Annotated in this window: 23 protein-coding genes; 14 read left to right on the top strand and 9 right to left on the bottom strand. The window is 51.8% G+C overall.

Annotated elements, in window-relative coordinates:
• Positions 1-3 precede the first annotated feature (3 nt).
• Positions 4-534 carry a PaaI family thioesterase gene (locus UM181_01200; GenBank protein WQC63257.1) on the top strand — a complete coding sequence of 177 codons (531 nt, stop codon included), beginning with the start codon at positions 4-6 and terminating at the stop codon, positions 532-534.
• Entirely contained in the window at positions 534-1,835 is a 1,302-nt protein-coding gene (locus UM181_01195) for an MATE family efflux transporter (GenBank protein ID WQC63256.1), read from the top strand. The genes UM181_01200 and UM181_01195 overlap by 1 nt, the downstream gene beginning before the upstream one ends.
• A 6-nt stretch (positions 1,836-1,841) precedes the next feature.
• Here the strand turns inward: UM181_01195 and UM181_01190 are convergent, their stop codons facing one another.
• Complete coding sequence (locus UM181_01190) at positions 1,842-2,900, bottom strand: quinone-dependent dihydroorotate dehydrogenase (protein ID WQC63255.1); 1,059 nt, start codon at positions 2,898-2,900, stop codon at positions 1,842-1,844.
• On the bottom strand, positions 2,897-3,235 hold the full coding sequence (locus tag UM181_01185; protein ID WQC63254.1) for a DUF952 domain-containing protein: 339 nt from the start codon (positions 3,233-3,235) through the stop codon (positions 2,897-2,899). Before UM181_01185 ends, UM181_01190 begins: the two co-directional genes overlap by 4 nt.
• Before the next feature lie 133 nt (positions 3,236-3,368).
• Here UM181_01185 and UM181_01180 point away from each other — a divergent pair, with 133 nt between their 5' ends.
• Complete coding sequence (locus UM181_01180; GenBank protein WQC63253.1) at positions 3,369-4,928, top strand: bifunctional metallophosphatase/5'-nucleotidase; 1,560 nt, start codon at positions 3,369-3,371, stop codon at positions 4,926-4,928.
• 79 nt (positions 4,929-5,007) lie between these two features.
• Here UM181_01180 and glyA read toward each other — a convergent pair whose 3' ends face one another.
• A complete protein-coding gene (glyA, locus tag UM181_01175; GenBank protein ID WQC63252.1) occupies positions 5,008-6,303 on the bottom strand; it encodes a serine hydroxymethyltransferase in 1,296 nt (431 codons plus the stop codon).
• A gap of 169 nt (positions 6,304-6,472) precedes the next feature.
• On the opposite strand from glyA, the gene UM181_01170 reads away from it, so the two are divergent.
• Positions 6,473-7,234 (top strand): NAD kinase, encoded by a 762-nt coding sequence (locus UM181_01170; protein WQC63251.1) that lies wholly within the window; start codon positions 6,473-6,475, stop codon positions 7,232-7,234.
• Here UM181_01170 and UM181_01165 read toward each other — a convergent pair.
• From UM181_01165 to UM181_01155, 3 genes are all read right to left on the bottom strand, one after another.
• A complete protein-coding gene (locus UM181_01165) occupies positions 7,231-8,667 on the bottom strand; it encodes an amidase family protein (GenBank protein WQC63250.1) in 1,437 nt (478 codons plus the stop codon). The two genes, UM181_01170 and UM181_01165, sit on opposite strands and share 4 nt — an antisense overlap.
• A 122-nt stretch (positions 8,668-8,789) precedes the next feature.
• On the bottom strand, positions 8,790-10,679 hold the full coding sequence (locus tag UM181_01160) for a propionyl-CoA synthetase (GenBank protein ID WQC63249.1): 1,890 nt from the start codon (positions 10,677-10,679) through the stop codon (positions 8,790-8,792).
• Between the two features lie 123 nt (positions 10,680-10,802).
• Entirely contained in the window at positions 10,803-12,170 is a 1,368-nt protein-coding gene (locus tag UM181_01155) for a diguanylate cyclase (GenBank protein ID WQC63248.1), read from the bottom strand.
• 91 nt (positions 12,171-12,261) lie between these two features.
• Between UM181_01155 and UM181_01150 the strand changes: the two genes are divergently transcribed.
• From UM181_01150 to ade, 7 genes are all read left to right on the top strand, one after another.
• Positions 12,262-12,540: a DUF3572 domain-containing protein gene (locus tag UM181_01150; GenBank protein ID WQC63247.1), complete on the top strand. Its 279-nt coding sequence runs from the start codon at positions 12,262-12,264 to the stop codon at positions 12,538-12,540.
• A gap of 56 nt (positions 12,541-12,596) precedes the next feature.
• Positions 12,597-13,289: an HAD family hydrolase gene (locus UM181_01145; GenBank protein ID WQC63246.1), complete on the top strand. Its 693-nt coding sequence runs from the start codon at positions 12,597-12,599 to the stop codon at positions 13,287-13,289.
• A 111-nt stretch (positions 13,290-13,400) separates the two neighbouring features.
• A complete protein-coding gene (locus tag UM181_01140) occupies positions 13,401-14,960 on the top strand; it encodes a trimethylamine methyltransferase family protein (protein ID WQC64802.1) in 1,560 nt (519 codons plus the stop codon).
• A gap of 98 nt (positions 14,961-15,058) precedes the next feature.
• Positions 15,059-15,676 (top strand): heme NO-binding domain-containing protein, encoded by a 618-nt coding sequence (locus UM181_01135; GenBank protein ID WQC63245.1) that lies wholly within the window; start codon positions 15,059-15,061, stop codon positions 15,674-15,676.
• Positions 15,669-16,622 carry a GGDEF domain-containing protein gene (locus UM181_01130; GenBank protein WQC63244.1) on the top strand — a complete coding sequence of 318 codons (954 nt, stop codon included), beginning with the start codon at positions 15,669-15,671 and terminating at the stop codon, positions 16,620-16,622. The genes UM181_01135 and UM181_01130 overlap by 8 nt, the downstream gene beginning before the upstream one ends.
• Before the next feature lie 160 nt (positions 16,623-16,782).
• A complete protein-coding gene (locus UM181_01125; GenBank protein ID WQC63243.1) occupies positions 16,783-16,992 on the top strand; it encodes a hypothetical protein in 210 nt (69 codons plus the stop codon).
• A 237-nt stretch (positions 16,993-17,229) separates the two neighbouring features.
• Positions 17,230-19,029, top strand: coding sequence for an adenine deaminase (ade, locus tag UM181_01120; protein WQC63242.1), 1,800 nt, complete (start codon positions 17,230-17,232; stop codon positions 19,027-19,029).
• Here ade and UM181_01115 read toward each other — a convergent pair whose 3' ends face one another.
• A complete protein-coding gene (locus UM181_01115) occupies positions 19,030-19,917 on the bottom strand; it encodes a LysR family transcriptional regulator (protein ID WQC63241.1) in 888 nt (295 codons plus the stop codon).
• A 369-nt stretch (positions 19,918-20,286) separates the two neighbouring features.
• On the opposite strand from UM181_01115, the gene UM181_01110 reads away from it, so the two are divergent.
• On the top strand, positions 20,287-20,703 hold the full coding sequence (locus tag UM181_01110) for a VOC family protein (protein WQC63240.1): 417 nt from the start codon (positions 20,287-20,289) through the stop codon (positions 20,701-20,703).
• A 64-nt stretch (positions 20,704-20,767) separates the two neighbouring features.
• Here UM181_01110 and UM181_01105 read toward each other — a convergent pair whose 3' ends face one another.
• The gene (locus UM181_01105) at positions 20,768-20,905 is read right to left on the bottom strand and encodes a hypothetical protein (GenBank protein WQC63239.1); all 138 of its coding nucleotides are present in this window, start codon (positions 20,903-20,905) and stop codon (positions 20,768-20,770) included.
• A gap of 225 nt (positions 20,906-21,130) precedes the next feature.
• Here UM181_01105 and fghA point away from each other — a divergent pair, with 225 nt between their 5' ends.
• Positions 21,131-21,958 carry an S-formylglutathione hydrolase gene (fghA, locus tag UM181_01100; protein WQC64801.1) on the top strand — a complete coding sequence of 276 codons (828 nt, stop codon included), beginning with the start codon at positions 21,131-21,133 and terminating at the stop codon, positions 21,956-21,958.
• 69 nt (positions 21,959-22,027) lie between these two features.
• On the opposite strand, the gene UM181_01095 is transcribed toward fghA, so the two are convergent.
• Complete coding sequence (locus UM181_01095; GenBank protein WQC63238.1) at positions 22,028-22,924, bottom strand: hydrogen peroxide-inducible genes activator; 897 nt, start codon at positions 22,922-22,924, stop codon at positions 22,028-22,030.
• A 183-nt stretch (positions 22,925-23,107) separates the two neighbouring features.
• On the opposite strand from UM181_01095, the gene katG reads away from it, so the two are divergent.
• Positions 23,108-25,240 carry a catalase/peroxidase HPI gene (gene katG / locus UM181_01090; protein WQC63237.1) on the top strand — a complete coding sequence of 711 codons (2,133 nt, stop codon included), beginning with the start codon at positions 23,108-23,110 and terminating at the stop codon, positions 25,238-25,240.
• Positions 25,241-25,370 lie beyond the last annotated feature (130 nt).

Below are 25,370 nucleotides of genomic sequence, written 5' to 3'. Positions count from 1 at the left end.
GTGATGAGCCCGAAACCAGAGCCTGTTCAAGTGATCAAAAAGCGCCGTGATGAGGCTTTGGCCTCATTGGTCGCCTCGGTGCCCTATATTCAGTTCATGGGGGTTCATTTTGATCGCCGCGGGGATGAGCTTACGGCTGTGATGCCGTTTCAGGAGATGATGATCGGCAATCCCGCCTTGCCCGCGCTTCACGGTGGTGCAACAGCGGCGTTTTTGGAAATTGCAGCAATTATTGAATTAAGCTGGGCGGCGGTGTGGCAGGATATAGAAACGGCCCCCGATCGCGATGTCGCAAATCTAGAAACTGCCGCCATCGCCCTGCCCAAAACAATTGATTTTTCGGTTGATTACTTGCGCTCTGGCCTGCCGCGCGATGCCTATGCGCGCGCGCGGGTCAATCGGTCGGGGCGGCGCTATGCCTCGGTTTTTGTCGAGGCTTGGCAAGATAACCGATCGCGCATTTTTGCGCAGGCAACAGGGCATTTTCTGATGCCGGACTCGCCTTTGCAGGATCCTTCGGGCGCCCCAAAATAATGATTATTTCGCATGCCCGTGTTCTGAAAATTGCCTTTCCGATTTTACTGGCAAATATCACGGTTCCCTTGCTTGGCGTGGTTGACACGGCGGTTGTTGGGCAAATTGCATCGCCGATACCGCTTGCTGCCGTAGGTATGGGCAGTTTGATCATTACCACGATTTTTTGGGTTTTTGGATTTTTGCGCATGGGCACAACGGGGCTTGCAGCGCAGGCGCTGGGCGCTGAACAGCTTGACGAGGTGGGCGCGATTTTAAGCCGCGTTGTAATGATCGGATTCGTGGCCGGTTTGGCGCTTATCTTATTGCAGGGGCCGTTATTTTATGGCGCGCTTTTGGTATCGCCGGCCTCGCATGCTGTGGAAAGTGATGCCTCTGCCTATATGCAGATCCGAATTCTCAGCGCGCCCGCGGCGATTGCAATTTTTGGTATTACGGGATGGTTGATCGCGCAGGAGCGAACCCGGCATGTGTTAGCGTTGCAAATCTGGATGAATGGCGTGAATATCGTATTGGACCTTTGGTTCGTACTCGGTTTGAACTGGGCCGTTATTGGCGTTGCATGGGCGAGCTTCCTTGCCGAGCTCAGCGGGTTTATATTGGCGCTTTGGATGTGTCGGGCGCTTTGGGCCACCCCATATTGGAAAGAGTGGGCCCGCGTTTTTGATAAAGCGCTGCTCTGGAAGATGTTCTCTGTCAACCGAGATATTTTACTGCGCACGCTGATGTTGCAGGGTATTTTTGTATCGTTTCTGATGGTTGCCGCGCGCTTTGATGATGTGGCGTTGGCGGCGACACAAGTTTTGAAACAGTTATTGTTGATAAGTTTCTTTGCGCTGGATGGGTTTGCCTTTGCTGCTGAAACCTTGGTGGGGCAGGCCTTTGGGGCGCGCAATCGCAGCGCGTTTCGGCGAAGCGCTTTAATCACCAGCTATTGGGCTTTCGGGGTGGCTGCATTATTATGCGCTCTTGTTATTTTGTTTGGGCCTTGGGCAATCGCCGTGATGACGAAATCCAGCGATGTGCAAACTACCGCGCTGCACTATCTGCCCTTTTTATATTTGGCCCCGTTTTTGGGAATGCCGGCCTTTATGCTGGATGGGATATTCGTTGGGGCGACAGCCAGCCGTGATATGCGAAATATGATGGCGGTCAGTTTATCTGTTTATGCGCTTGCCGTGGTGCTTTTGGTCCCGGCTTTTGGCCTTTCCGGGCTTTGGGGGGCCTTGCTGATTTCCTTTGTGATCCGCGCTTTTAGCTTGGCATGGCGCTATCCTGCATTGGAGGCGCGGTGTGCTTAGCCGGGTTTACAGCCAGCGCCCACGTCCGGTGCCCACCGCTTGGTCGATCGAGGAAAAGCCATTCTTTTCAAGCAACGCATCCAAACCTTCGTTCAAATTTGGCACCAAGCTAAGCCCTTGATAGGCCAGCGCCGTGTATAATTGGACCGCGCTGGCACCAGCCAGAATTTTTTCATAGGCATGTAGCGCATCGCTTACCCCACCAACGCCGATCAGCGGTATTTTTTCACCGAGTAAATTGGAAAGTTGTGCAAGAATACGCGTTGATTTTTCGAATAGCGGCGCGCCCGAAAGCCCCCCTTTTTGATCTTTATGGGGGCCGTTTAACCCGTTGCGGTCTAACGTTGTATTGGTGGCAATCACCGCGTCTATCCCATGTAAAAGCACCACCTCTGCGATGTCTTCAAGGCTGGCAGTGTCAAGATCTGGGGCTATTTTCAAAAAGATTGGAATGGGTTTTTTTAAATCATCGCGAATGTGCATTACGCCTGCGATCAAGGCTGATAGCGCCGCTTTACCCTGTAAATCGCGCAGTTTTTCGGTATTTGGGCTGCTGACATTGATGGTGGCAAAATCAAGATGGTCTGCGCAATGGCGCAAGACCCTGCCAAAATCGTCTGCGCGGTCATGGCTGTCTTTATTCGCGCCAAGATTAAGCCCAATGACAGGGTGTTTCGGGCGTTTTTGCAATCGCAGCGCGATTTGCGCCATGCCGTCATTGTTAAATCCAAAGCGGTTAATCACGGCGCGATCGCTGGGCAAGCGAAACAATCGGGGCTTGGGGTTGCCTGGTTGCGCCACCGGGGTGGCCGCGCCGATTTCGAGAAACCCAAAGCCGCACGCGGCCAAACCATTAAGCGCCTGTGCGTTTTTATCAAACCCGGCAGCCAAGCCTATCGGATTTGGCAAGGTGAGCCCGGCCAGCTGTGAGTTCAGGCGCGGAAAACTGCGCGAACGCGGTTTTGGAACAAGCCCCATTTGCAGGGCCTTGATTGCCAGATTATGCGCCCGTTCTGGATCTAGGCTTTGTAAAACCTTTAAGCCCAGCTGTTCTAAATTTTTCATTCCAACGGCTCCGGAAATCTATGGAGCCCATCTTTGAAACCGATTTCTTGGTGCCAGAGCACATCTTTCAAGGAAAGAGCCCGATAAAGATGCGGGAAAAGCGCCCCCCCGCGCGAGGGTTCCCATTTTAAATGGCTGCTCATTGCGGCGCTGTCGCAGGCCAAAAGCTGCAGCGCGGCCACGCCGGCAAAATGCTTTGATGCAGTCTCTTTCACCTGCTCTTTTGTTGAGAAGTGAATATAGCCATCCAGCAGATCAATCGGGGCGCCAAGGGTTTCTGTTTCAGCCTCGAGCTGTTGCCATTCTGCGATCCGTAAAAGCTTATAAATGATCATTGCAAGTCTTATTCCGTTCTATCTGTTTTTTGTGGCCTATTTATGCTAGCCTCGTACCAGCAGCGATGCGTTTTCAATTGAATTTGACGGCCTACCCGCGATCTTCGCGCCTTTCATAGGAGAGATAATTCCAATGTTCCATAGATTTATTATACTATTGGGTCTGTGCAGTTTATGGCCCGGACTCGCGCAGGCAGATTTCAGCCTGACCGTGTTGCACACCAATGATTTTCACGCGCGTTTTGAGCCGATTAGTAAATATGACAGCGGTTGCAGCGCTGAACATAACAGTGAAGGGAAATGTTTTGGAGGTTCGGCGCGTTTGGTGACCGCCGTTGCCGAGGCGCGTGCACGGGCGCAAAACAGCATTTTGGTTGACGGGGGCGACCAGTTTCAAGGCACTTTGTTTTATACATATTACAAAGGAAAATTGGCGGCTGAGCTGATGAATAAGCTGGGATATGATGGCATGACCGTGGGCAATCATGAATTTGATGACGGCCCCGAAGTGCTTCGAGGCTTTATTGATAATGTGGAGTTCCCCGTTTTGATGTCAAATGCGGATGTCAGCCGGGAAAAGCTTTTGGCTGATAAGTTGCCAAAGTCTGCGATTATTGAGCGGGGAGGCGAATTGATCGGCTTGATCGGGTTAACACCTGAGGACACGGATGAACTGGCCTCTCCGGGCGATAATATTACGTTTTCGGATCCTATTAGGGCCGTGCAAAATGAGGTTGATCATCTAAGCGCGCAAGGGGTGAATAAGATCATTGTCTTGTCGCATTCGAGCTATATGGTGGATCGACGGGTTGCGGCCAAGACCACGGGCGTTGATGTGATCGTGGGCGGGCATTCAAACACGTATTTATCAAACCTGTCCGATCGTGCAGAAGGTCCTTATCCCACGATGGTGGGGACAACCGCGATTGTGCAAGCTTACGCCTATGGAAAATTTCTGGGTGAGTTGAATCTTCTATTTGATGATCAGGGTCAGATCCTATCTGCGACCGGCGAGCCATTGATTATGGATGCTGCGGTTAAAGAAGATGCGGTAACAAAATCTCGAATTGCAGAAGCTGCCGAACCATTGAGCGAAATTATCAACACGGTTGTTGCCGATGCTGCTGGTTTTATCGATGGTGAGCGGAACACATGTCGCGTGCAAGAATGCGAGATGGGCAATTTGATCACCGATGCGATGCTGGCCGAAGTGAGCAGCCGCGGCGTTCAGATCGCCATTCAAAATAGCGGCGGGATCCGGGCATCGATTGATCAAGGCCCGGTAACGATGGGAGAGGTTTTAACCGTGTTGCCGTTTCAAAATACGTTATCGACTTTTGAGATTTCAGGCGCGGTTTTACTTGCTGCGCTGGAGAATGGTGTGAGCCAAATTGAAGAGGTGGCGGGGCGGTTTCCGCAGGTTGCGGGCATGCGATATACGGTTGATCGCGCTGCCGAAATTGGAGCGCGGGTGAGTGCGGTGCAGATTGCTGGTCAGCCGCTTGAGTTAGATCGGGTCTATCGAGCTGTGTCTAACAATTATGTGCGCAATGGTGGAGACGGCTATAAAATGTTCCGAGGGGCGCAAAACGCCTATGATTTTGGCCCTGATCTGGCGGATGTATTGGCCGCCTTTATGGCGGCAGCTCCAGATTATAGATCCAGGATTGAAGGCCGTATTACCTTCAAATAAACTCTGTTCTAACGGCTTCGGGCGGATGTTTTGCAACCCCCGCCCGAAAAATTCTTAGCCTTTAAGCATGCGGCTGTGCTTACAGGGTTTGATAGACGGGAAACCCGGCGCAGAGCGCTTTCACTTCCGCTTTCACCTTGTTTTCAACGGCGCTATTGCCGTCTTCGCCATGGGCGGCAAGCCCATCTACAACTTCAACAATCCAATCGGCAATTTGCCGAAACTCAGCTTCTTTGAAGCCGCGGGTTGTTGCTGCGGGCGATCCCAAACGGATACCTGAGGTGATGGCTGGCTTTTCCGGATCAAACGGAACTCCATTTTTGTTGCAGGTGATATGCGCCCGCTCCAAAGCTTTTTCCGTAGCATTTCCCTTCACGCCTTTGGGCCGCAAATCCACCAACAGAACATGCGTATCCGTGCCATGAGTAACCGTATCAAGCCCTCCTTTGATCAGCTGATCCGACATCGCTTGCGCGTTTTTAATCACCTGCTGGATATAGGTTTTGAATTCGGGGCGCAGGGCTTCGCCAAAGGCCACGGCTTTGGCTGCGATCACGTGCATCAAGGGTCCCCCTTGAATTCCAGGGAAGATCGCGCTGTTAAATTTTTTGGCGAGGGCTTCATCATTGGTTAAAATCATTCCACCGCGTGGCCCGCGTAGCGTTTTATGCGTTGTTGTCGTGGCCACATGCGCGTGTGGGAAGGGTGAAGGATGTTCGCCCGCAGCCACCAAACCGGCAAAATGAGCCATATCCACGTGAAGATAAGCCCCGACCATATCTGCAATTTCCCGCATCCGTGCAAAATCTATTTGGCGCGGCACCGCGGATCCACCGGCGATCAACAATTGCGGTTTATGTTCTTTGGCAAGCGCCTCTACTTGATCATAATCAATACGGTTATTGTCTTCGCGCACGCCATATTGCACTGCGTTGAACCATTTTCCCGATTGATTTGGGCGCGCGCCATGGGTCAAATGCCCGCCCGCGTCTAGCGACATTCCAAGGATGGTATCTCCGGGTTTCAAAAGGGCCTGAAAAACCCCTTGATTGGCTTGGCTGCCCGAATTGGGTTGGACATTGGCAAAATCGCAAGCGAATAATTCACACGCGCGCTCGATGGCAAGGTTTTCTGCAATATCAACGAACTGACACCCGCCATAATACCTGCGGCCTGAATACCCTTCGGCATATTTATTCGTCATGATGCTGCCTTGCGCTTCCATGACGGCAGCGGAGACAATGTTTTCTGACGCGATCAGTTCAATTTCATCACGTTGCCGGCCCAATTCTGAGCGAATTGAGGAAAACACCTCAGGGTCGCGGCTGGCCAGCGTTTCTTGAAAAAAGTTTTGGTGTTGCTGTGGCGCATTCATGATTTCGCACTCCAGATTTGAATTAAACAGTCTAAGGCTCCTTAGAATAGTTTATATAGGAGGGAAAGTGCGCAATTCGACCTTATTTTTACTCTGTGCGCCATGTCTGGTCTTTTTTGTCGCAGTATGCTTGTTATGAGGTTGCGTGCTAGCTTGGGATATTCTGTCAATGGATCACCGAATTGCCTTTACATCCAGCTCTTCAATTGCGGCTCAAACCGGATTTGAAAAGCTTACAGAACGCTATGGTAACTGCGCCCCGCAAGCGGCAGATGTGATCGTTGCGCTTGGAGGCGATGGGTTTATGCTTCAAACGCTTCACGCATCGCAGAAGTTTGGCTTGCCTGTTTATGGTATGAACCGGGGCACGGTTGGGTTTTTGATGAACCCTTATCAAGAAGACGATTTGCTGGCGCGTATCACAGCGGCGGAAGAAACCGCGATTAATCCGCTGCGCATGCAAGCCACGGATAGCGCGGGGGCAGAGCATATCGCTTTGGCGATTAATGAGGTTTCATTGCTGCGCGCTGGGCCACAGGCGGCAAAATTACGCATCTCGGTGGATGGCCGGATTAGAATTGATGAATTGGTCTGTGATGGGGCACTTTTGGCGACGCCGGCGGGATCAACCGCGTATAATTATTCTGCGCATGGGCCTATCTTGCCGATCGGCGCGGATGTTTTGGCGATGACGGCGCTGAACGCGTTTCGGCCGAGGCGCTGGCGCGGGGCGTTGCTCCCCAAAAAAGCTCATGTTCGATTTGAAGTAATGGATCCAGAAAAACGTCCCGTTATGGCCGATGCTGACAGCACGTCAATTTCCAACGTGGCGATCGTCGATATCACTTCTGAAGAGCATGTGCAGCATCGGTTGCTGTTTGATCCTGGCCACGGGCTGGATGAGCGCTTGCTGCAAGAACAATTCGTTTAAAGCGCGCCCATCCGCTGCCATAAATCATCGCAGAGATAGCCCAAACGCGCTTCGATATCCTGCAAAGCCGCCACGCAAAGGTCTTCGCGCCAGCGCTGCGCAATCAGTTGAACATTGATCGGATAGGGCTGTCCTTTTATTTCTGCTAAACCTGCCGGCAGGCAGCCGGATGGATGGCCGATGAAATTGATAGAATATGACCAAAGCGCGGCGCCCAATACGTCGGAAACGCCCGCCAGCCCTTCACAATCGCGATTTGGTGCAAAAAACGGCTGTGGTAAAAACGGCGCGAGTATCAGCGGGTATTTTTCCATGAACAGGCCCCATTGGCGCGCATAATGCGTGCGCTGCCCCAAGTTTTTTAACAGCGCATCGCCTTCAAACGGGGGGAAGTAGTCAAAGTAATCCTTAAATATTTGTTGAACTTGCGGCGATCCATACGCCTTTATATCAGGCCCAAGCAAGGTTGAGACTTCGCCCAATAAGCTGCGATAGCCCATCAGCGCGGTTTCTTCCAGCAGCGGCGGCTCGGTCTGTTCCACGATATAGCCGGCATCTTTGAGCGCAGACGCAGCATTATCGAGGCCTTTGCGGATCTCTGGGTGGGTTTCAAAACCTGGTGTGTCGGGGCAAAAGGCTACGCGCACAGGCCCATCATGGTTGGCCAATCGATAGGGCAGGGGCACGTGAAAAGGATCGCCACTATGGGGATGCATCAAGCTTGGCATTGCCAAATCGAGATCGCCGGCGCGCCGCGCGAGCACACCTTGGACTGACATTGCTTGCGCCAGAATACCACGTTCTTCTTTTTGGCTGACATTCCAAGCGGGCACCCGCCCCAATCCCGGCTTTAAGGTCACGGCGCCATTCGCGGCGGCGGGAAAGCGCAGCGAGCCCCCAATATCATTGCCATGCGCAAGCGCGCCAATCCCGGCCATCACCGCAGCCCCTGCGCCGCCGGACGAGCCTCCTGCCGATATGTGCTGGCCCCATGGATTATGCGTGCGCCCAAAAAGGGGGTTTTGCGTGTCGGCGCGAAATGAAAATTCGGGGGTGTTGGTGCGTCCAATAATCACCGCGCCCGCCTTCCTAAGGTTTTCAACCACGGGCGCATCCGCTTGAGCTATTATATCTTTAAACGCCACAACGCCATTGCTTGTGGCGCAACCTTCCTGATCAATATTGATCTTTATGGTCACCGGCACCCCGTGGAGTGGCCCCAATGATCCGCCATCAGCTTGCAGTTGATCCAGCGCTTTCGCCTGTTTCAGGGCAGTTTCCGCCATAGGCTCTACCACGGCGTTTAACTTTGGATTGACTGCGTTTAGACGCGCCAATGCGGCCCCCACGCTGTCATGCGCAGAGAGGTCTCGCTTGCGGATAAAGGATGCGGTTTCTTGGGCTGACAGCTTCCAAATATCTGACATGCTCATATGCCTCAGCCCCCTTATATACGCGCAGAACAAATGTAGGCTACACGTGCAAGCCTAATAAACAAGCTAAAACGCAGCCCTCTTCGAGGAAGAAGGCTGCAGCTATGTCCAATCTGCAACCTTCACTGGGCATATCCCAAGGCTTGCAGTGCCGCTTTGATTTCATCCAAAATTACCGGATCATCAATGGTTGCAGGCAGTTTGAACGCTTCGCTATCGGCGATTTTGACCATGGTTGCGCGTAAAATTTTGCCAGATCGGGTTTTGGGAAGTCGATCAACGACAGCGGCTGTTTTAAAGGCAGCGACCGGCCCAATTTTATCGCGGATCATTTGAACGCATTCACGGGCGATCTCGCTATGCGGGCGGTTGACGCCCTTGGTCAGGCAGACAAATCCGATCGGCAATTGGCCTTTGAGCGCGTCGCTGGCCCCAATAACCGCGCATTCAGCGACATCGGGATGATTTGCCAGCACCTCTTCCATGGCGCCCGTTGAAAGGCGATGGCCCGCCACGTTGATGACATCATCTGTACGGGCCATAATATATAAGTAGCCGTCTTCATCAACCATACCAGCATCACCGGTTTCATAATATCCCGGAAAAGCAGAGAGATATGATTTTTCGAACCGCTCGGGCGCGTTCCATAACGTGGGCAATGTGCCGGGCGGCAGGGGCAATTTAATCGCGATCGCGCCCAAAGTATTGACCGGCATCTGCTGGCCTGTTTCATCCAGTATTTGCACATCATACCCCGGCATTGCCACAGCCGGGCTGCCCAGCTTTATCTCAAGCGGCTCTACGCCCATTGGGTTACCGGCGATGGTCCAGCCTGTTTCCGTTTGCCACCAGTGATCGATCACGGGAACGCCCAGCAGATCATGCGCCCAATTTATCGTATCTGGATCAGCCCGTTCACCCGCCAAATAGAGCGCGCGCAAACAACTCAGATCATAGGCGGCTTTAAACTCGCCTTTCGGGTCTTCGCGCTTAATCGCCCGAAACGCGGTTGGCGCGGTGAAAAAGCTGCGCACGTTATGTTCTGAAATAACCCGCCAAAAGGTTCCTGCATCGGGGGTGCCGATCGGTTTGCCTTCGAAGATGAGTGTGGTGTTGCCATGGATCAGGGGCGCGTAACAAATATAGCTATGCCCAACCACCCAGCCAACATCCGACGCGGCCCAGAACACATCTCCCGGATCCACGTTGTAAATATTCTTCATCGACCAGTTCAAAGCCACCAAATGCCCCGCGGTTGGCCGAACCACCCCTTTTGGGGCACCTGTCGTGCCTGATGTGTAAAGGATATAGGCCGGGTGATTGCCCTCAACGGGAATGCAATCGGCCGGCTCTACGCCGCGCTGGCTTTCGAACCAATCATGGTCGCGCCCCTCTAGCAGCTCGGCTTTTAACTGTTCACGCTGCAAGATTAAAACCGTTTCGGGCTTGTGCTGCGCAATTTCGATCGCTTCGTCGATAAGCGGTTTATACGCGATGATGCGCCCGGGCTCTATGCCGCAAGAGGCGGCCAAAATGGCTTTGGGCTGCGCATCATCGATCCGCACGGCCAATTCATTCGCGGCAAAGCCTCCAAACACAACCGAATGGATCGCGCCGATCCGCGCGCAGGCCAGCATCGCAATAACGGCTTCTGGAACCATCGGCATATAGATGATGACCCGATCGCCTTTTGTAACGCCTTTGGCCAATAATGCGCCCGCCAAAAGCGCCGTTTTATCGCGCAATTGCTGAAAGGTGGTAAAATCCTTTGCCCCCGTAATTGGGCTGTCATAAATCAAAGCGGTTTGCGCGGCGCGGCCGTTTTCAACATGTCGGTCAACCGCGTTGTAACAGGTGTTTACCAGGCTATCTGTGTACCATTCATAAAGAGGGGCCCGGCTTGCATCCAGCGCGAAGCTCGGAGGTCGGTCCCAGTCAATCGCCTGCGCGGCCTCCATCCAGAAGGTTTCGGGGTCTGATTTCCAGCTGTTGTAAACGTCTGCGTATCCCATAATGCCGCCTCTTCTTGATTAGGAGCTTCAAGCGCCTCTGCGCGGCGCGATCTAATCGTCAAAGCCTTTGGCCTTCAAGGGATATCTGCCATGGAAGCGAAAAAATGCGATCTTCGGCAGTTTCTAAGCCGCTTGTTCAGCAAAGTATGATACGCGGTCGCGCCCCATGGCCTTTGCGCGGTAAAGCGCCCGATCTGCCTGTTTCAGCAATTCCTGCGCGGTCAGGTGAACATGGGTTTGGGCGGCGTTATACCTCAAACTCACGCCAATACTGGCGGTTATTTCGATTAAATTGGGCCCGATTTTAAGGCGGCGGATCATCGTACAAACCCGCTCTGCGATATTACCCGCTATTTCCGCTGAGGCGTCGGGCAACACAACTAGGAATTCTTCGCCGCCAAAGCGCGCAACCATGTCAGAGGCCCGTGTGACTTGTTGCAGCAGCTTTGCAACGCGGCGCAGAACTTGATCGCCCGCCGCATGGCCATAGGTGTCATTGACACGTTTGAAAAAATCCAGGTCAAGCACGAAAAGAGCAAGATCGGTTTGTCCTTGCGTGGCGCGCTGAAACTGGTGACACAAATGGGTCATCGCGTAGCGCCGATTATAAAGCCCCGTTAACGGATCGGTGACCGCGGCTTTGAACCCTTCTTGGACCATCGCGCGCAAGTGATCGTTGACCCGTTTATGTTCTAATTGGGTTGCGATGCGATGGGCAATTTCTGAGCCCGAAAACGTTGGAAAAAGCACATCATCTGCGCCCAGATCCAGAGCAGCAAGCGTTGTTGCCGTTTCGATGCTAGCGCTGGCAAGGATAATCGCTGCATGGCGCGTAAGATCATGCGTGCGCATGCTTAGCAGTAAATTATGCGCAATCAGCGGGTTTTGCGCGATATCGAGCAAGATATAGCACAGGTTTGAGGGCCTTTTTTGGTCCGTAAGAAACAAAGCGGCAGGCGTGGTGATTTCAAGGGAATACTCTTTTAAAGCGTGAAACTTATCGAGCATGGCATGGGTTTGATCATGGTGGATTTGGATCACTACGCATTTTGGTTTTGATTGAAAGACGGCTTTGGCTTCGTGAAAACCCAACGCGCGATTCGTGTCTGCACGCAGCGTAAATTCTTGGTGCGCACGCCGGCGACGGAGCAGGCTGCGCAACCTTGATAAGAGTGCCTTTCCCGTGATCGGACGTTGCAAAATTTCATCTGCGCCCGCGCGTAAAAATTGCATCCGACAGCCGCTGTTGTGAGCCTCTAAAATAACGATTATCGGCATTTTTTGATTTGGTGTTATTGCGCTGAGTTGATGCAATAAGCTGGGTGATCCACCTAAAATGATAAGGCAATCCCAAATCCGATGGGGCGCATAGCTTTCAAATTCTGCGCGAGATGACGCTGTGGTGACATGATACAGGGCATCGCGCAAAATCTGCCCAACCGGCAGTTGGGTTTTGGTTTTTGGGCTGTAAAGCAGAAGATGTCCTGACATGGCAATGGCAATTTCTAAAGCTTGTTATAATTTGAGTATAATTTTATAGATTTGTGTTAATAAATCATTTCCCCCAAACACGGATCTTGTCATGACACCCCATTCGGCAGAAATTTTTGCGTTAGAGGCTTTGGCTTGGATGGCGCAGGATGAGGATGTTTTATCGCTTTTCCTAAATGCCAGTGGCAGCTCGGTTGCTGATTTGAAAGCGCAAGCACAATCTTCCGAGTTTTTGCTGGCCGTGCTTGATTTTATATTGCTGGAAGATCAATGGGTGTTGGATTGTGCTGAAGCGTGTCACTGCGACCCAAATATGATTGGTCTGGCCCGGCAGGCCTTGCCCGGAGGCGCGATTGTGCATTGGACGTGAGCGGTATCGGCCTTTGTCCTCGGCTTTAAAACGCAAAAATATATGGAAGAGATTTGATGCGATGTGATGGTTTACTATTTGATAAAGATGGCACTTTATTTGATTTTCAAGCAACGTGGAGTGGCTGGTTTCTGAATGTTTTAGCGCAGCTTAGTCAGGGCGATTTAACAAAACAAAAAAAGCTGGCGGAGGCGATTGATTTTGATCTCTCAGAACAGGCATTTTTCGCGCATAGCGTTGCAATAGCTGGCACCAACCAAGATTTGGTTGAGGCTTTAATTGGAGAGCTTGAGGGGATCAGCGAACAAGAGCTGGAAGATTTTTTAACGCAAGAAAGCTTAAAGGCCCCGGTTATGGAAATTACGCCTTTGGTTGCGTTTTTCGATCTTTTACAGCTGAACGGGCTAAAACTAGGAGTGATGACCAATGATGCAGAAGCGGGTGCTCGCGCCCATCTTGATGCCGTTGGCGTTGCTCAAAAACTGGATTTTATCGCGGGTTATGACAGTGGGTTTGGCGCCAAGCCATCAGCCGAGCCATTGCTTGCGTTTTGCGCATCGGTTGGCATTTTACCCAGCCACGTTGCGATGGTTGGTGATAGTACGCATGATTTAATCGCAGGAAAAGCGGCCGGTATGCATTGTATCGGCGTGCTGAGTGGTTTGGCAGATCAGCGGACCTTGCAAGCTTATGCGGATGTTGTTTTGCCAGATATCAGCCATATCCCAAGCTATTTGAACCTGCGCTGATCCGCTCGCCCTGACGCTTGTTAAAAACGACGAAAAAGGTCGGTAACGGGCAGGTTTTACGTGCGATTCCGCCCTTTCGTGGTGGTGTAGAAGGTGGCTGCAGGGATCGAAATGTCGGGTCAATCGGAAAAGCGGAGGCGCGGCGGGGGCCGGGCTGGAAATGCAAAACGGCGGAGCGCTTCGGAGATCAACCAGATGCCCTGGCATTTGCCGGTCAATTGCGATCCGCCAATCGCGCCTTTAACGGATCAGGGTGTTGAGGCCATTCATGAAGGTGCGATGCACATTCTGGAAGAAATCGGTATTGAGTTTCTGAACCCAGAAGCTTGCGCTATTTTGCAACAAGCGGGTTGCACGGTACGCGGCACGAACGTGCGGATGGACCGGCATTTTGTGATGGATATGGTGTCCAAAGCGCCCAGCCAATGGACGATAACGCCGCGCAACCCTGATCGGAAATTGATCATCGGCGGCCGTTATATTTTATTTGGCAATGTTTCGTCGCCGCCCAATTATTGGGATGTAAAGCTGAATGCAAAAGTACCCGGAACGCGCGAAACCTGCCAAAATCTGATCAAACTCAGCCAATACTTTAACTGCATTCACTTTGTCGGGGGCTATCCGGTCGAGCCTGTGGACCTGCACGCCAGTACCCGCCATCTGGATGTGTTATACGATAAATTGACGCTCAGCGATAAGGTGGCGCATGCCTATTCCTTGGGGCGGGAACGGGTTGAAGATGTGGTGGAAATGGTGCGCCTTGCAGGCGGTTGGAGCGATGCCGAATTTGAGGCCAGCCCAAAAATGTACACGAATATCAATTCCACTTCTCCGCTCAAACATGATTTTCCGATGCTGGATGGGTGGATGCGGCTTGCGCGGCGTAATCAAGGTCTGGTGGTTACGCCTTTTACTTTGGCTGGTGCGATGGCGCCGGTGACCTTATCCGGGGCGGTAGCGCAATCGATCGCGGAAGCGTTATGCGCGGTGGCTTTGGCGCAATGGATTAGGCCTGGGGCTGCCTGTGCGCTTGGCACTTTTACCTCGAATGTGGATATGAAAACTGGCGCCCCGGCTTTTGGAACGCCCGAATATATGCGGGCCACGCAAATGACTGGACAGATGGCGCGGTTCTACGGATTGCCCTTGCGCTCATCTGGGGTGTGCGCTGCCAATGTGCCGGATGGGCAAGCAATGTGGGAAACATCAAACAGCCTTTGGGCCGCGGTACAATCGGGCAGCAATATGGTCTATCATGCTGCTGGTTGGCTGGAGGGAGGCTTGATTGCCAGCCCAGAAAAATTTTTGATGGATTGTGAAATACTTCAACAAATCCAACGCTATATGGATCCAGATTTGGTGGCAACGGGTGCGCAAGAGATTGCCCTAGAGGCCATTAAAAGCGTTGGCAATGACGGCCATTTTTTTGGAACCGCCCATACGCAAGAGCGCTACAGTACCGCCTTTTACCAGCCTTTCTTATCTGAATGGAGTAATTTTGAAGGTTGGGAGGCGTCGGGGGCGCTTTGGACGCCTGAGCGCGCACATGCGCTGTATCAGCAAATCTTGGCTGAATTTGAACCGCCTGCACTTGAGGTCTCTCGGCGGGATGCGCTGGCGGATTTTGTTGCGCGCCGCAAACGTGAAGGCGGTGCACCAACCGATTTTTAGATCCCAGCATCGGCCGAAAATCCGCCGGCAAAAGATAGGCGCTGCAATGCCTGCAATTTTGTGCGGATTTGTTTACGATTTTCTAACCTAAGCAGGCCATGTTTGTTGGGGGAGAAGTTATCGTGCATGGGGTTGTGAACAAAGCGCTAGAGCGTTTTACAATTGATACATACGGGTTTGGGTTGTGGCAAAAAGTTGTTTCTGCATGCCCGCATGCCGTGGCGTTTTATGAAGCCATGCTGTGCTATCCAGATCAGGATAGCTATGCTCTTTTGAACCAGCTATCTCGAATTTTGAATAAACCAAACGCCGATATTCTTGAGGATATGGGAACTTATCTGGTGGTGCATCGAAACCAGGACGGGGTTCGCAGATTGTTACGGTTTGGTGGAGTTGATTTTCGCGATTTCTTATTTTCATTGAATGAGTTCAACGCCCGAATTGACCTTATCATGCCAGACTTAAACCTACCGCAAATCAACGTGGTGTGCGGAGCTAAAAATCAAATTTCAATAAGGCTTGCCCCATCATGGTCTGAATTCACCTTTTTATGTATCGGTATTTTGCACGCCATGGCCGATGATTATGGTGCGCTGATCCGTTTGGCACATTTCGCCGACACGGGTTCGGCGGTGATCCAGATAACGTTGGTCGATCACCGTTTCGCGGTGGCGCAGGGGTTTAAGTTGGCGGCGCGCGGTCCATCAAATGGATAATATTCTAAACATTCTTTGCCCCTGTCACCTAATCATCAATCGCGCTGGTGTGATTGAGCATGTTGCGCCGACGATGCAGAAAATTCTTCAAGGTGAAACAGCGCGCCTGCAGCACGTGCTTGATCTTTTTTCGATTAAGCCGCGCAGCGGGCACTTGCGCGGCTGTTCGATGTTTGAATTGGATGGGCAAAAGTTTCACCTATCGTTGCGTCGCTTTCTGGATTTGCGGTGGAATGGGGTGGTGTTGCGATTGCAAGATCGGGACAAGGCAATCATCCCGATTTCCTTCGGTATGGCGTTGAAAGAAACTGCCGAGTGTTTTGAGTTGACCCATGCAGATTTTGGCCCCTCGGAACTGGCGGTTGATATGCTGTGTTTACTCGAGGCACAATCTGCGGTGCGCGCAGCGTCGCGTGCGGTCACGCAGCGCATAGAGGGGGCAAAGAAAAATGCAGAAATTGCAGCGCTGACAGATCCTTTGACGGGTTTGGGAAACCGTCGGAGCCTGATCGAAAGTTTGGCAAGCTTTGCGCGCCAAAATATATCATTTGGGATCATACAGCTTGATCTGGATCATTTTAAAACGGTCAATGATCAGCTTGGGCATCCGGTTGGAGATCGGGTCTTGGTAGAGCTGAGCAATATTTTGCGCCAAGAAATTAGGGCGCATGATGTGGCAGTTCGGTTGGGGGGAGATGAATTTATATTGCTTATAACGGGTACGAATGATCCGACTGAGTTGTTGGGCTTGGCTGAGCGCCTTCTAGCGAGATTGAAACCTCCTTTGACCATTCAAACCCACAAAGTTCAGCTTGGCCTCAGCATGGGGGGACGGATCGTCGAGGCAGCGGAACGCTGGTCAATGATCGATATTTTGCAAGCTGTTGATCAGGCGCTTTACCACTCAAAGCGTCGGGGCAAAGGACGGTTCACGTTTTGCAGCTGAGGTCCGGTTTCTGCGCATGTGTCGTCGCCCGCTGAGATCAATGTGCTGATTTAAAACAAAAATAAGCATTTAGTCTTTTAATTTTTTTAATTAATTTAAATTTATTTTACTCTCGAGGTTGTTTAGGCAGAAGAACTGTCAATTAATTATGAGGTCAAAAATGTCGGATAAACAATATGAGACGCAATACGGCGCGGTCGTTCAAATGTGCTCGATAATGACCTCAAACCTTGAGCAATCCTTTTTTGATTATGGGAGTGAGCGCGGCTGGTTTAATGCAACTGGCGGGTTGACATCTGATGGACGGCTTCTGGCGCATGAGCTCGCAAGTCAGAGCCAAACGCGCACTGCGTTTCGCGCTATGTGTTAAAGCTAAATCCGCACGTCCCAAGGCCGAGAGGTGGGCCGATTTCATGAGACTGCGCTGATTTGATCAGCTTGTCCGCGGCAGGTGCTGTGCTTTGCGGGAACAGAGGTGATCGCCGCACTGCACCAATCGCGCAACGTTGTGCGTTTCGCTGCAAACGTAGCGTGGCATGGTAAAAATCTTTACAGCCTGCCGTTAGCCCCATACCGTTGCGATCAGAGATCAGGCAAGGAGGTGAATGTGGCGAAGGGTGAATTTGCATCTTGGGCAGACTGCGCTGCCGATTTGGTTGCTGTCGCCGCCGGGCGATCGTCTGCCGATCTGGTCGTTCAAAACAGCCGGTTGGTTAATGTTCAGTCGCGAGAGGTTCTTGAGAATTGGCAAATTGCCGTTGTCAGAGGTCGGTTCGCCTATGTTGGGCCGGATGCGCGCCATTGTATCGGCCCAAAAACACAAATTATCGATGCGGGCGGTCGCTATCTTATTCCCGGCCTGTGTGACGGGCATATGCATATCGAAAGCGGCATGCTGATCCCGGCTGAATTTGCCGCGGCGGTTATCCCGTATGGTACGACCACGATGTTTACCGACCCGCATGAAATTGCCAATGTGCTGGGTCTGGCGGGGGTTCGGATGATGCATGATGAGGCGCTCTTGCAACCGATAAATATTTTCACGCAAATGCCCTCTTGCGCGCCGTCTGCGCCTGGGCTGGAAACCACCGGATTTGAAATTACGCCGCAAGATGTTGCTGAAGCGATGCGCTGGCCGGGCATAATAGGCCTTGGGGAAATGATGAATTATCCCGGCGTAATCGCTGGGGATGAAAAAATGCTGGCTGAAATGGCGGCTACGCAGGCGGCTGGAAAGGTGATCGGGGGGCATTATGCCTCACCAGATCTGGGCACGCCCTTTCATGCCTATGCCGCTGGCGGCGCTGCGGATGACCATGAAGGCACGCACGAGGCTGATGCCGTTTTACGCGCCCGAATGGGGATACGGGCGATGCTGCGATTGGGCTCGGCTTGGTATGATGTAGAGCGGCAAATAACCGCCATAACCGAACGCGGTTTAGATCCTAGAAATTTCATTTTATGCACTGATGATTGTCACTCGGAGACCTTGGTCAATGAGGGGCATATGGATCGGGTGGTGCGCCACGCAATTGACTGCGGCTGCGAGCCTTTGATCGCGTTGCAAATGGCGACGATTAATACCGCCACACATTTCGGGCTTGAACGCGAATTGGGCAGTATTGCTCCGGGGCGCCGGGCTGATTTTATCTTGTCGTCTGATCTTGTTTCCTTGCCGATTGAAGTGGTGTTTGCGCGCGGCCAGAAACTTGCCGAACATGGAAAGATTTTGACCGAGTGCCCGCATTATGAATGGCCAGAGGGGGCCAAAAACACGGTTAATCTTGGAAAAACCATGGGCGCTACGGATTTTGAGATTGCAGCAGCACCAAATATGGCAGAGGCGCATGTGAAAGTTATTGGGGTGATCGAAAATCAGGCTCCGACACAGGCGCTGAGCGCGAAATTACCGGTGATTGATGGGTTGGTAGAAGCCAATAAGGGGGTGTGCCAAATCGCTTTGGTCGAACGTCATCATGCGACAGGACGCATCAGCAATGGGTTCGTACAAGGCTTTGCCTATCAGGGTGAAATGGCCATTGCTTCCAGCGTTGCCCATGACAGCCATCATATTATCGTGGTTGGCACTAATCGAGAGATGATGGCGCAGGCGGTCAACCGGCTGGGCGAGATTGGCGGCGGGGCTACGATTTGGCAGGATGGCGCAGAAATTGGGCAGGTGCATTTGCCGATTGCGGGGCTGATGTCTGATCGACCCGCGGCTGAAGTGGCCGCGGAAGTACAAACAATTTTAAGCGGCATGCAACGGTGTGGGTGCGCATTAAACAACGCCTTTATGCAACATTCCCTGTTGGCATTGGTCGTGATTCCGGCCTTGCGGATTTCGGACCTTGGCTTGGTAGATGTGGATCAATTTGCGCTCACAGATCTATTTATTTCTGAGTGATCATTGGCCTGCCTGCCCTTGTGAGGTGGCGCGGCCCTGCTGTGGGCGCTCGTGAGATTGAATTTGAGCGATAGCGTTTTCCAGCCAGTGGAACTTTTCAACAGCTTGATCCGAGGCCAATAAAGATTTTTTCCTGTGAAACACCGGCGCGTCCGGCACGATGAAAAGCGCGGCCTCGTCTAAGTAACGCTGCGCTAAAGAACGCGGCAAATAGGCCGAACCGGGGTTTTCAAGCAGATATTGAAGCGCCCACCACGCGCTGTCAAAATTCAGTCTTGCGATACCCGCATCGTGATAAAATTCGGCATGAACACGGCGATATTCAGCGCCGTGATCCACGAAAATATAGTTAGGATCCCCTATCATTGGCGTATTGCGGCGATCGGAACATAGAATAAGCTCTTCTGCGGGCAACGGGTAAAGCGTTTGAGAGGCGCGCGTCACGGCTTCGAATGTAACGATAATGTCTATGCTGCCCGTGGCGATCCATTCGGTGAGATCGCGGCCGCTGCCTTGCCTTGCGCTCATCGCTAGCTCGGGCTGTGTGCTGGTTGCGTAGTGGAAAAAAGCCCGTCCCGCACCATGCCATAAATCGCGTTCGCATCCAAAACTGCAGGCAGAGGTAAGCCCCGCGGGCAGCCCTGTTTCATTTTTCGCTTGCCGCCATAGCCCCGTGATTGCGGGTGCGTATCGCATCAGTTTTGCCCCGGCCGGCGTGAGCGTTGCCCCCGATTTCTGACGGTTTATCAGCACTTGCCCCAGCTCTTCCTCAAGCGTTTTAAGCCGCGCGGTCACCGTGGATTGGGTGACGTTCAGTTTATCTGCGGCGCGCACCAAACTTCCGGTTTCAAGAATTGCTAAGAATGTTTGCAATGAGGTCAAATTCATAAGCAGCGTTAAGTTGTAAAACTCTGTGATTTACAAGTTTAAATATCATTTTTGAATATTAAAATTAGTTTACCCTCGCTATCCGTTCTAGGCCAGCGGGGTAAGTTGGGCGGCTAAAATATCAAAGGATGTATTCAGATCTTGCTTTTGCCAAATGTGTTTCTGGGGCGATTGATCTTCATGTTTCAAGGGCTCTGACTGTGTGTTTGGCTGCGATTTTAAGCGCAGCTTATGCTTTGGAAATGGCCGTTTTTATCCCTTTTTGCAAAGGTTTGGAGCTGTTACGCTGGCTGTATCACAGAGTAAGTAAAACCCATCGATATATCCAAAGCGGCAGCGGATTAAAGATAAAAACGGAGTAAGCGCATTATGAAACTCACATTACATCATATTAATCTGGCCACTGAAAATGTAGCGAGGATGGATAATTTTTATCAAGAGGTCATGGGGCTTTCTCCGAATGTGGCAGGATTGCCGGTTTTAGAAAAAAAGCAGGGATATGCAGGCGATGTTGCTTTTGTATCGGATGGCCATTTGCAGATGCATTTGGCACAAAAAGATGTGTTGGCAGGGTTTAATGCCGGGCAAATGGTCAATCCGGTTGCGCGCGGCCATATTGCGTATCGTACGGATGACTTAGCCGCGTTCAAAGCGCATTTGCGCACTCAGAACATTCCCTTTTCCGATTGGGGGAATAAAGCAGTAAGCGGTTGGCACCAAATCTTTTTCTACGATCCTGATGGAAATGTCATTGAAGTGCACGAGGTGCAAGATATCGCGGATTAAGAATGTAATGGGCTTTGAATGACACAGCTTAGGGATGCCCTGGCAGGGGGGCTTTGCTTGGCGTTTAACCCAAAATAAATTGGAGCAGCGTGTATAGAATACCCCCAACAACGGCCAAAGTGCCAAGTATCATCAATACCGGCTCAAGGCGTTTATCGTTAATCAGCGGTTCCAGGAAGGGCCATATATATTTCTTGATCATGTAAGGGCGTGCAGTTTTTTGTTTTCCAGAGATTGGATGCCTCATTAACCTGCCTTACGCTTCATTACCAGTTTCTTTGGTGGGTCACCTTCATTCTATCGGGTTTGCAGTGTGCTTTCTTAGCGTTGTTCGACCGGTCAAAAAATTGTGAGGTTAATCATTTTACAATCGAGTAAACTGCTTTAAGAACGGAGCAGCCATAAAAAGGGATGCATGCGGATGACCGTGGAAACAGTTTCGGAAATTAAATGCCATAACGGCATTCAAGGTGTTTACACGCATCGCTCTGCTGCTCTGTCATGTGATATGACCTTCGGCCTGTTTCTCCCTCAGCTTGCGCAAAGCCAAAAAGTGCCGCTGATTTGGTTTTTATCCGGTCTGACCTGCACGCATGAAAACGCCATGGTTAAAGCAGGGGCGCAAAGCTGGGCCGCGCAGCATGATGTGGCGCTGATTTTCCCCGATACGTCGCCGCGCGGCGTCGGCGTCGCCGATGATGAGGCGTTTGATTTGGGGCAGGGCGCAGGGTTTTATGTAAACGCCACGCAAGCGCCTTGGGCGCCCCATTTTAAGATGTGGGATTACATCGCTGAAGAATTGCCTTCCGTCATGGACTCGTCATTTCCAATCGATATGTCGCGGCAATCTATCAGCGGCCATTCCATGGGCGGGCATGGGGCTTTGACGCTTGCCCTGCGCCAACCTGGGCGCTTTAAATCGGTGTCAGCGTTTGCGCCGATTTGCAACCCGATGAAATCGGATTGGGGGATCAAACAATTTACCGCCTATTTGGGCGAGGATAAGGGCCTGTGGGCGGCCCATGATGCCAGCCAATTGATGGCGGAGCATGGCTTTGACGGGCCCATTTTGATTGATAATGGATCAGAGGATCCTTTTTTGGAAAAATTGCGGCCGGAAGCTTTTGCCGATGCGGTGGCCGCGCGTGGCCACAATGCACAATTTCGCCTACAGCCCGGCTATGATCATAGCTACTTTTTTATATCTACATTCATGCAAGAGCATATTGCTTTTCATGCGGATTATTTGCGCTGAAGATAAAAGGATGCAGCGGCCTGTCACATTTGCGCTTTGGTGCTGCGCGATCAAGCGCTTTTTATCGTTTCAAGCCATAAATTTATCGGGTGCGGCAACCACGTCTGCGATTTTCCTTAAATGCGCTTCCAAAGGCGTGTTTCGCCGCCAAATCATGCCCACCGTTCGTTTTGGAGGGCTGGCAGCAAAGCGCAGCATCTCCACCTTGGCAGACCGGCTTTCAAGTGGGACCGCCATGTTTGGGATAAGTGTAACGCCAAGCCCAGAGCCAACCATTTGAACCAGCGTGGAAAGCGAGCTGGCATCCATAAGGTCGCGCGTTTGGGAAGTAGAGATATTACAAACCGTTAAAGCTTGATCTCGAAAGCAATGCCCTTCTTCAAGCAAAAGTAGCCGCATTTCATGCAGCGATTCTGGATGTGGAACTGGTTTTCCGCTTTCGGAAAACGGGCGCACCAAAATAAATTCTTCCTCAAAAAGGGGTACTTCGCTTAGCCGGGGTTCCGATACGGGCAAAGCCAGAATGGCGGCATCTAATCGCCCCTCTAAAATATCTGCGATCAAATTCGATGTAATCGTTTCGCGCAGCTTTAACTCTAACTTTGGAAATGCCTCGGTCATTGATTGGATCAATCGGGGAAAAAGATAGGGTGCAATCGTTGGAATGACGCCAAGCCGCAGCAAGCCTTGCGGCGCCGTATGTGAGGCGTTCGCCAAATCCCCTAATTCCTGCACATGTTGCAAAATCATGCCTGCATGCTTTGCAAAAGCATCACCGTAAGGGGTAAGTTGCAACGGTTTTGTTGCTGTTTCAAGAAGCGGTAAAGGGAGACGCGCTTCCAAGTCTTTGATTTGCATCGAAAGCGCCGGCTGTGAAATCGCGCAAAGGTCAGCTGCCCTGCTGAAATGCCGCGTTTTGGCCAAAGCATCGAAATATCTAAGTTGTTTCAAGGTTATAGTTTCCATAAGAAAAACTTATCAAAAATATTAGTAAATTCAAGTTTATCTTATGTATCTGGCGTGATAAATTTCACGGTATCAGCCGGCCGTGAGTCGAAATGCTGCGAAGCCGTTCATTGGCTTGGGCCGGCCTTATTTAAAAGTCAGTAATTTGCTTCTTCAAGCGAAACGCAAAATCGGGGGATAACGATGAAAGACAATGCCGGACTTTGCCCAGTGATGCATGGTGGAAACACCACAGGCAATGCGGGAACCACCAATCCAGATTGGTGGCCGAACCAATTGAATTTGAACATCTTGCGCCAGCACGATCAAAAATCAAACCCGATGGGGCCCGAATTTTCTTACAGTGAGGCGTTTGATCAGCTTGATTACGACGCGTTGAAAAAAGATCTGCACGCTTTGATGACCGACTCGCAGGCGTGGTGGCCGGCGGATTATGGCCATTATGGGCCCTTTTTTATCCGGATGACATGGCATGCGGCGGGCACCTATCGCACGGGTGACGGGCGCGGCGGCGGCGGCACGGGCGCGCAGCGTTTTGCACCGCTGAACTCTTGGCCTGACAATGGCAATCTGGATAAGGCACGGCGCTTGCTCTGGCCGATCAAACAGAAATACGGCAATAAAATCTCTTGGGCTGATTTGCTTATTTTAACGGGCAATGTCGCGATCGAATCTATGGGCGGCAAAACCTTTGGGTTTGGCGGTGGGCGCGAAGATATTTGGCACCCCGAAGAAGATATTTATTGGGGTGTTGAAACCGACTGGCTTGCAGATCAACGTTATGAAGAGACGCGCCAATCGCTTGAAAATCCTTTGGCGGCTGTGCAGATGGGGTTGATTTATGTGAATCCAGAAGGCCCAAATGGCAACCCAGATCCACTTTTAAGCGCGCAAGATATTCGCGAAACCTTCGGGCGGATGGCGATGAATGATGAGGAAACGGTTGCCTTGGTGGCCGGCGGCCACACGTTTGGCAAGGCTCATGGCGCGGGCGATCCTGAGCTTGTAGGCGCAGAACCGGAAGGTGGCGCAATCGAGCAGATGGGATTTGGATGGAAAAATGCCTATGGTTCCGGTGTTGGGCGTGACACGACCACCAGCGGCATCGAAGGCCCTTGGACGGCCAATCCAACGCAATGGGATAATGGGTATTTTGATTTGTTGTTCAAATATGATTGGGCCTTAACCAAATCTCCGGCGGGCGCAAATATTTGGCAGCCCGTGGATGTTGCCGAGGCGGATATGGCCCCTGAGGTCGATGATCCCAGCGTCAAAGTAATCCCAATGATGACCACCGCAGATATGGCGATGATTAAAGATCCTGCTTATCGGGCGATTTCCGAGCGCTATCATCAAAACCCCGAAGACTTGGCTGATGCATTTGCGCGGGCTTGGTTCAAATTGCTGCACCGCGATATGGGACCAAAAATTCGTTATCAAGGGCCCGAAGTGCCCCAGGAAGAGCTGATCTGGCAAGATCCAGTGCCGGCTGGGGCCAGCGATTACGACGTTGCAGCCCTGCGCGCGGCGCTCAAAGCAAGCGGTTTATCCGTGCAAGAGCTGGTTGAAACCGCTTGGGCTTCTGCCTCGACGTTTCGCGGCACAGATATGCGCGGGGGCGCCAATGGAGCGCGGATCCGGTTGGCACCACAAAAAGATTGGGCGGTCAATAAGCCAAGCCAATTGGCGCGTGTTCTGGCGGTTCTTGATCCGATCGCATCGCAATATGGGGCCAGTTTGGCAGATGTGATTATATTGGGCGGCGCGGTTGGTATTGAAATGGCCAGCGGTGTCGAAGTGGCCTTCGCGCCGGGCCGCGGTGATGCTTCCGAAGAGCAAACTGATGCCGAGTCTTTTGCCGTTCTGGAACCAATGGCGGATGGCTTTCGCAATTATCAGAAAACCGAATTTACGGTCTCTCCGGAAGAGATGATGCTTGATCGCGCGCATCTTCTGGGGCTGACGCCAGCTGAAATGACCGTGTTGGTTGGCGGATTGCGCGCTTTGGGTATCAGCGCGGATGGCCATGGCCTGTGGAGCGCGGGCGGCGCGCTGAATGCGGATTGGTTTAGCAGTTTGCTTGATATGAGCGTAGACTGGAGTTCGACCGGGCCCAACAGTTATGAGGCAAAAGACCGCGTATCTGGTGAGATCGTTAGAACCGCAACCCGCACCGATTTGGTATTTGGATCCAACTCGCAATTGCGGGCTTTGGCCGAGGTTTATGCGCAAGACGATAATAAAGCCAAATTCACAGCGGATTTTATTTCAGCCTGGAATAAAGTGATGAATGCGGATCGGTTTGACCTTCTATAAAGCTTTATGATTTCGATTTTTCACAAGGGGGCCGCATTTGCGGCCCCTTTTTAGTCAGCGAATGAATGGTCAATGTTCAAAACACAAACCGCAAATGTTACATGCTTAGGGCTGGCCCGCTTCTTGTTTC

The sequence above is a fragment of the Alphaproteobacteria bacterium US3C007 genome (genome assembly GCA_034423775.1).
Classification (GTDB): domain Bacteria; phylum Pseudomonadota; class Alphaproteobacteria; order Rhodobacterales; family Rhodobacteraceae; genus Thalassovivens; species Thalassovivens spotae.
The sequence above is the reverse complement of the archived record's forward strand: the minus strand, read 5'-3'. Positions and strand labels throughout refer to the sequence as shown.

Coding starts and splice junctions, on each gene's coding strand:
- UM181_01200 (WQC63257.1), top strand. CDS start 4: ATGAGCCCGAAACCAGAGCCTGTTCAAGTGATCAAAAAGCGCCGTGAT.
- UM181_01195 (WQC63256.1), top strand. CDS start 534: ATGATTATTTCGCATGCCCGTGTTCTGAAAATTGCCTTTCCGATTTTA.
- UM181_01190 (WQC63255.1), bottom strand. CDS start 2,900: ATGAAAAATTTAGAACAGCTGGGCTTAAAGGTTTTACAAAGCCTAGAT.
- UM181_01185 (WQC63254.1), bottom strand. CDS start 3,235: ATGATCATTTATAAGCTTTTACGGATCGCAGAATGGCAACAGCTCGAG.
- UM181_01180 (WQC63253.1), top strand. CDS start 3,369: ATGTTCCATAGATTTATTATACTATTGGGTCTGTGCAGTTTATGGCCC.
- glyA (WQC63252.1), bottom strand. CDS start 6,303: ATGAATGCGCCACAGCAACACCAAAACTTTTTTCAAGAAACGCTGGCC.
- UM181_01170 (WQC63251.1), top strand. CDS start 6,473: ATGGATCACCGAATTGCCTTTACATCCAGCTCTTCAATTGCGGCTCAA.
- UM181_01165 (WQC63250.1), bottom strand. CDS start 8,667: ATGAGCATGTCAGATATTTGGAAGCTGTCAGCCCAAGAAACCGCATCC.
- UM181_01160 (WQC63249.1), bottom strand. CDS start 10,679: ATGGGATACGCAGACGTTTACAACAGCTGGAAATCAGACCCCGAAACC.
- UM181_01155 (WQC63248.1), bottom strand. CDS start 12,170: ATGTCAGGACATCTTCTGCTTTACAGCCCAAAAACCAAAACCCAACTG.
- UM181_01150 (WQC63247.1), top strand. CDS start 12,262: ATGACACCCCATTCGGCAGAAATTTTTGCGTTAGAGGCTTTGGCTTGG.
- UM181_01145 (WQC63246.1), top strand. CDS start 12,597: ATGCGATGTGATGGTTTACTATTTGATAAAGATGGCACTTTATTTGAT.
- UM181_01140 (WQC64802.1), top strand. CDS start 13,401: ATGTCGGGTCAATCGGAAAAGCGGAGGCGCGGCGGGGGCCGGGCTGGA.
- UM181_01135 (WQC63245.1), top strand. CDS start 15,059: ATGTTTGTTGGGGGAGAAGTTATCGTGCATGGGGTTGTGAACAAAGCG.
- UM181_01130 (WQC63244.1), top strand. CDS start 15,669: ATGGATAATATTCTAAACATTCTTTGCCCCTGTCACCTAATCATCAAT.
- UM181_01125 (WQC63243.1), top strand. CDS start 16,783: ATGTCGGATAAACAATATGAGACGCAATACGGCGCGGTCGTTCAAATG.
- UM181_01115 (WQC63241.1), bottom strand. CDS start 19,917: ATGAATTTGACCTCATTGCAAACATTCTTAGCAATTCTTGAAACCGGA.
- UM181_01110 (WQC63240.1), top strand. CDS start 20,287: ATGAAACTCACATTACATCATATTAATCTGGCCACTGAAAATGTAGCG.
- UM181_01105 (WQC63239.1), bottom strand. CDS start 20,905: ATGATCAAGAAATATATATGGCCCTTCCTGGAACCGCTGATTAACGAT.
- UM181_01095 (WQC63238.1), bottom strand. CDS start 22,924: ATGGAAACTATAACCTTGAAACAACTTAGATATTTCGATGCTTTGGCC.
- katG (WQC63237.1), top strand. CDS start 23,108: ATGAAAGACAATGCCGGACTTTGCCCAGTGATGCATGGTGGAAACACC.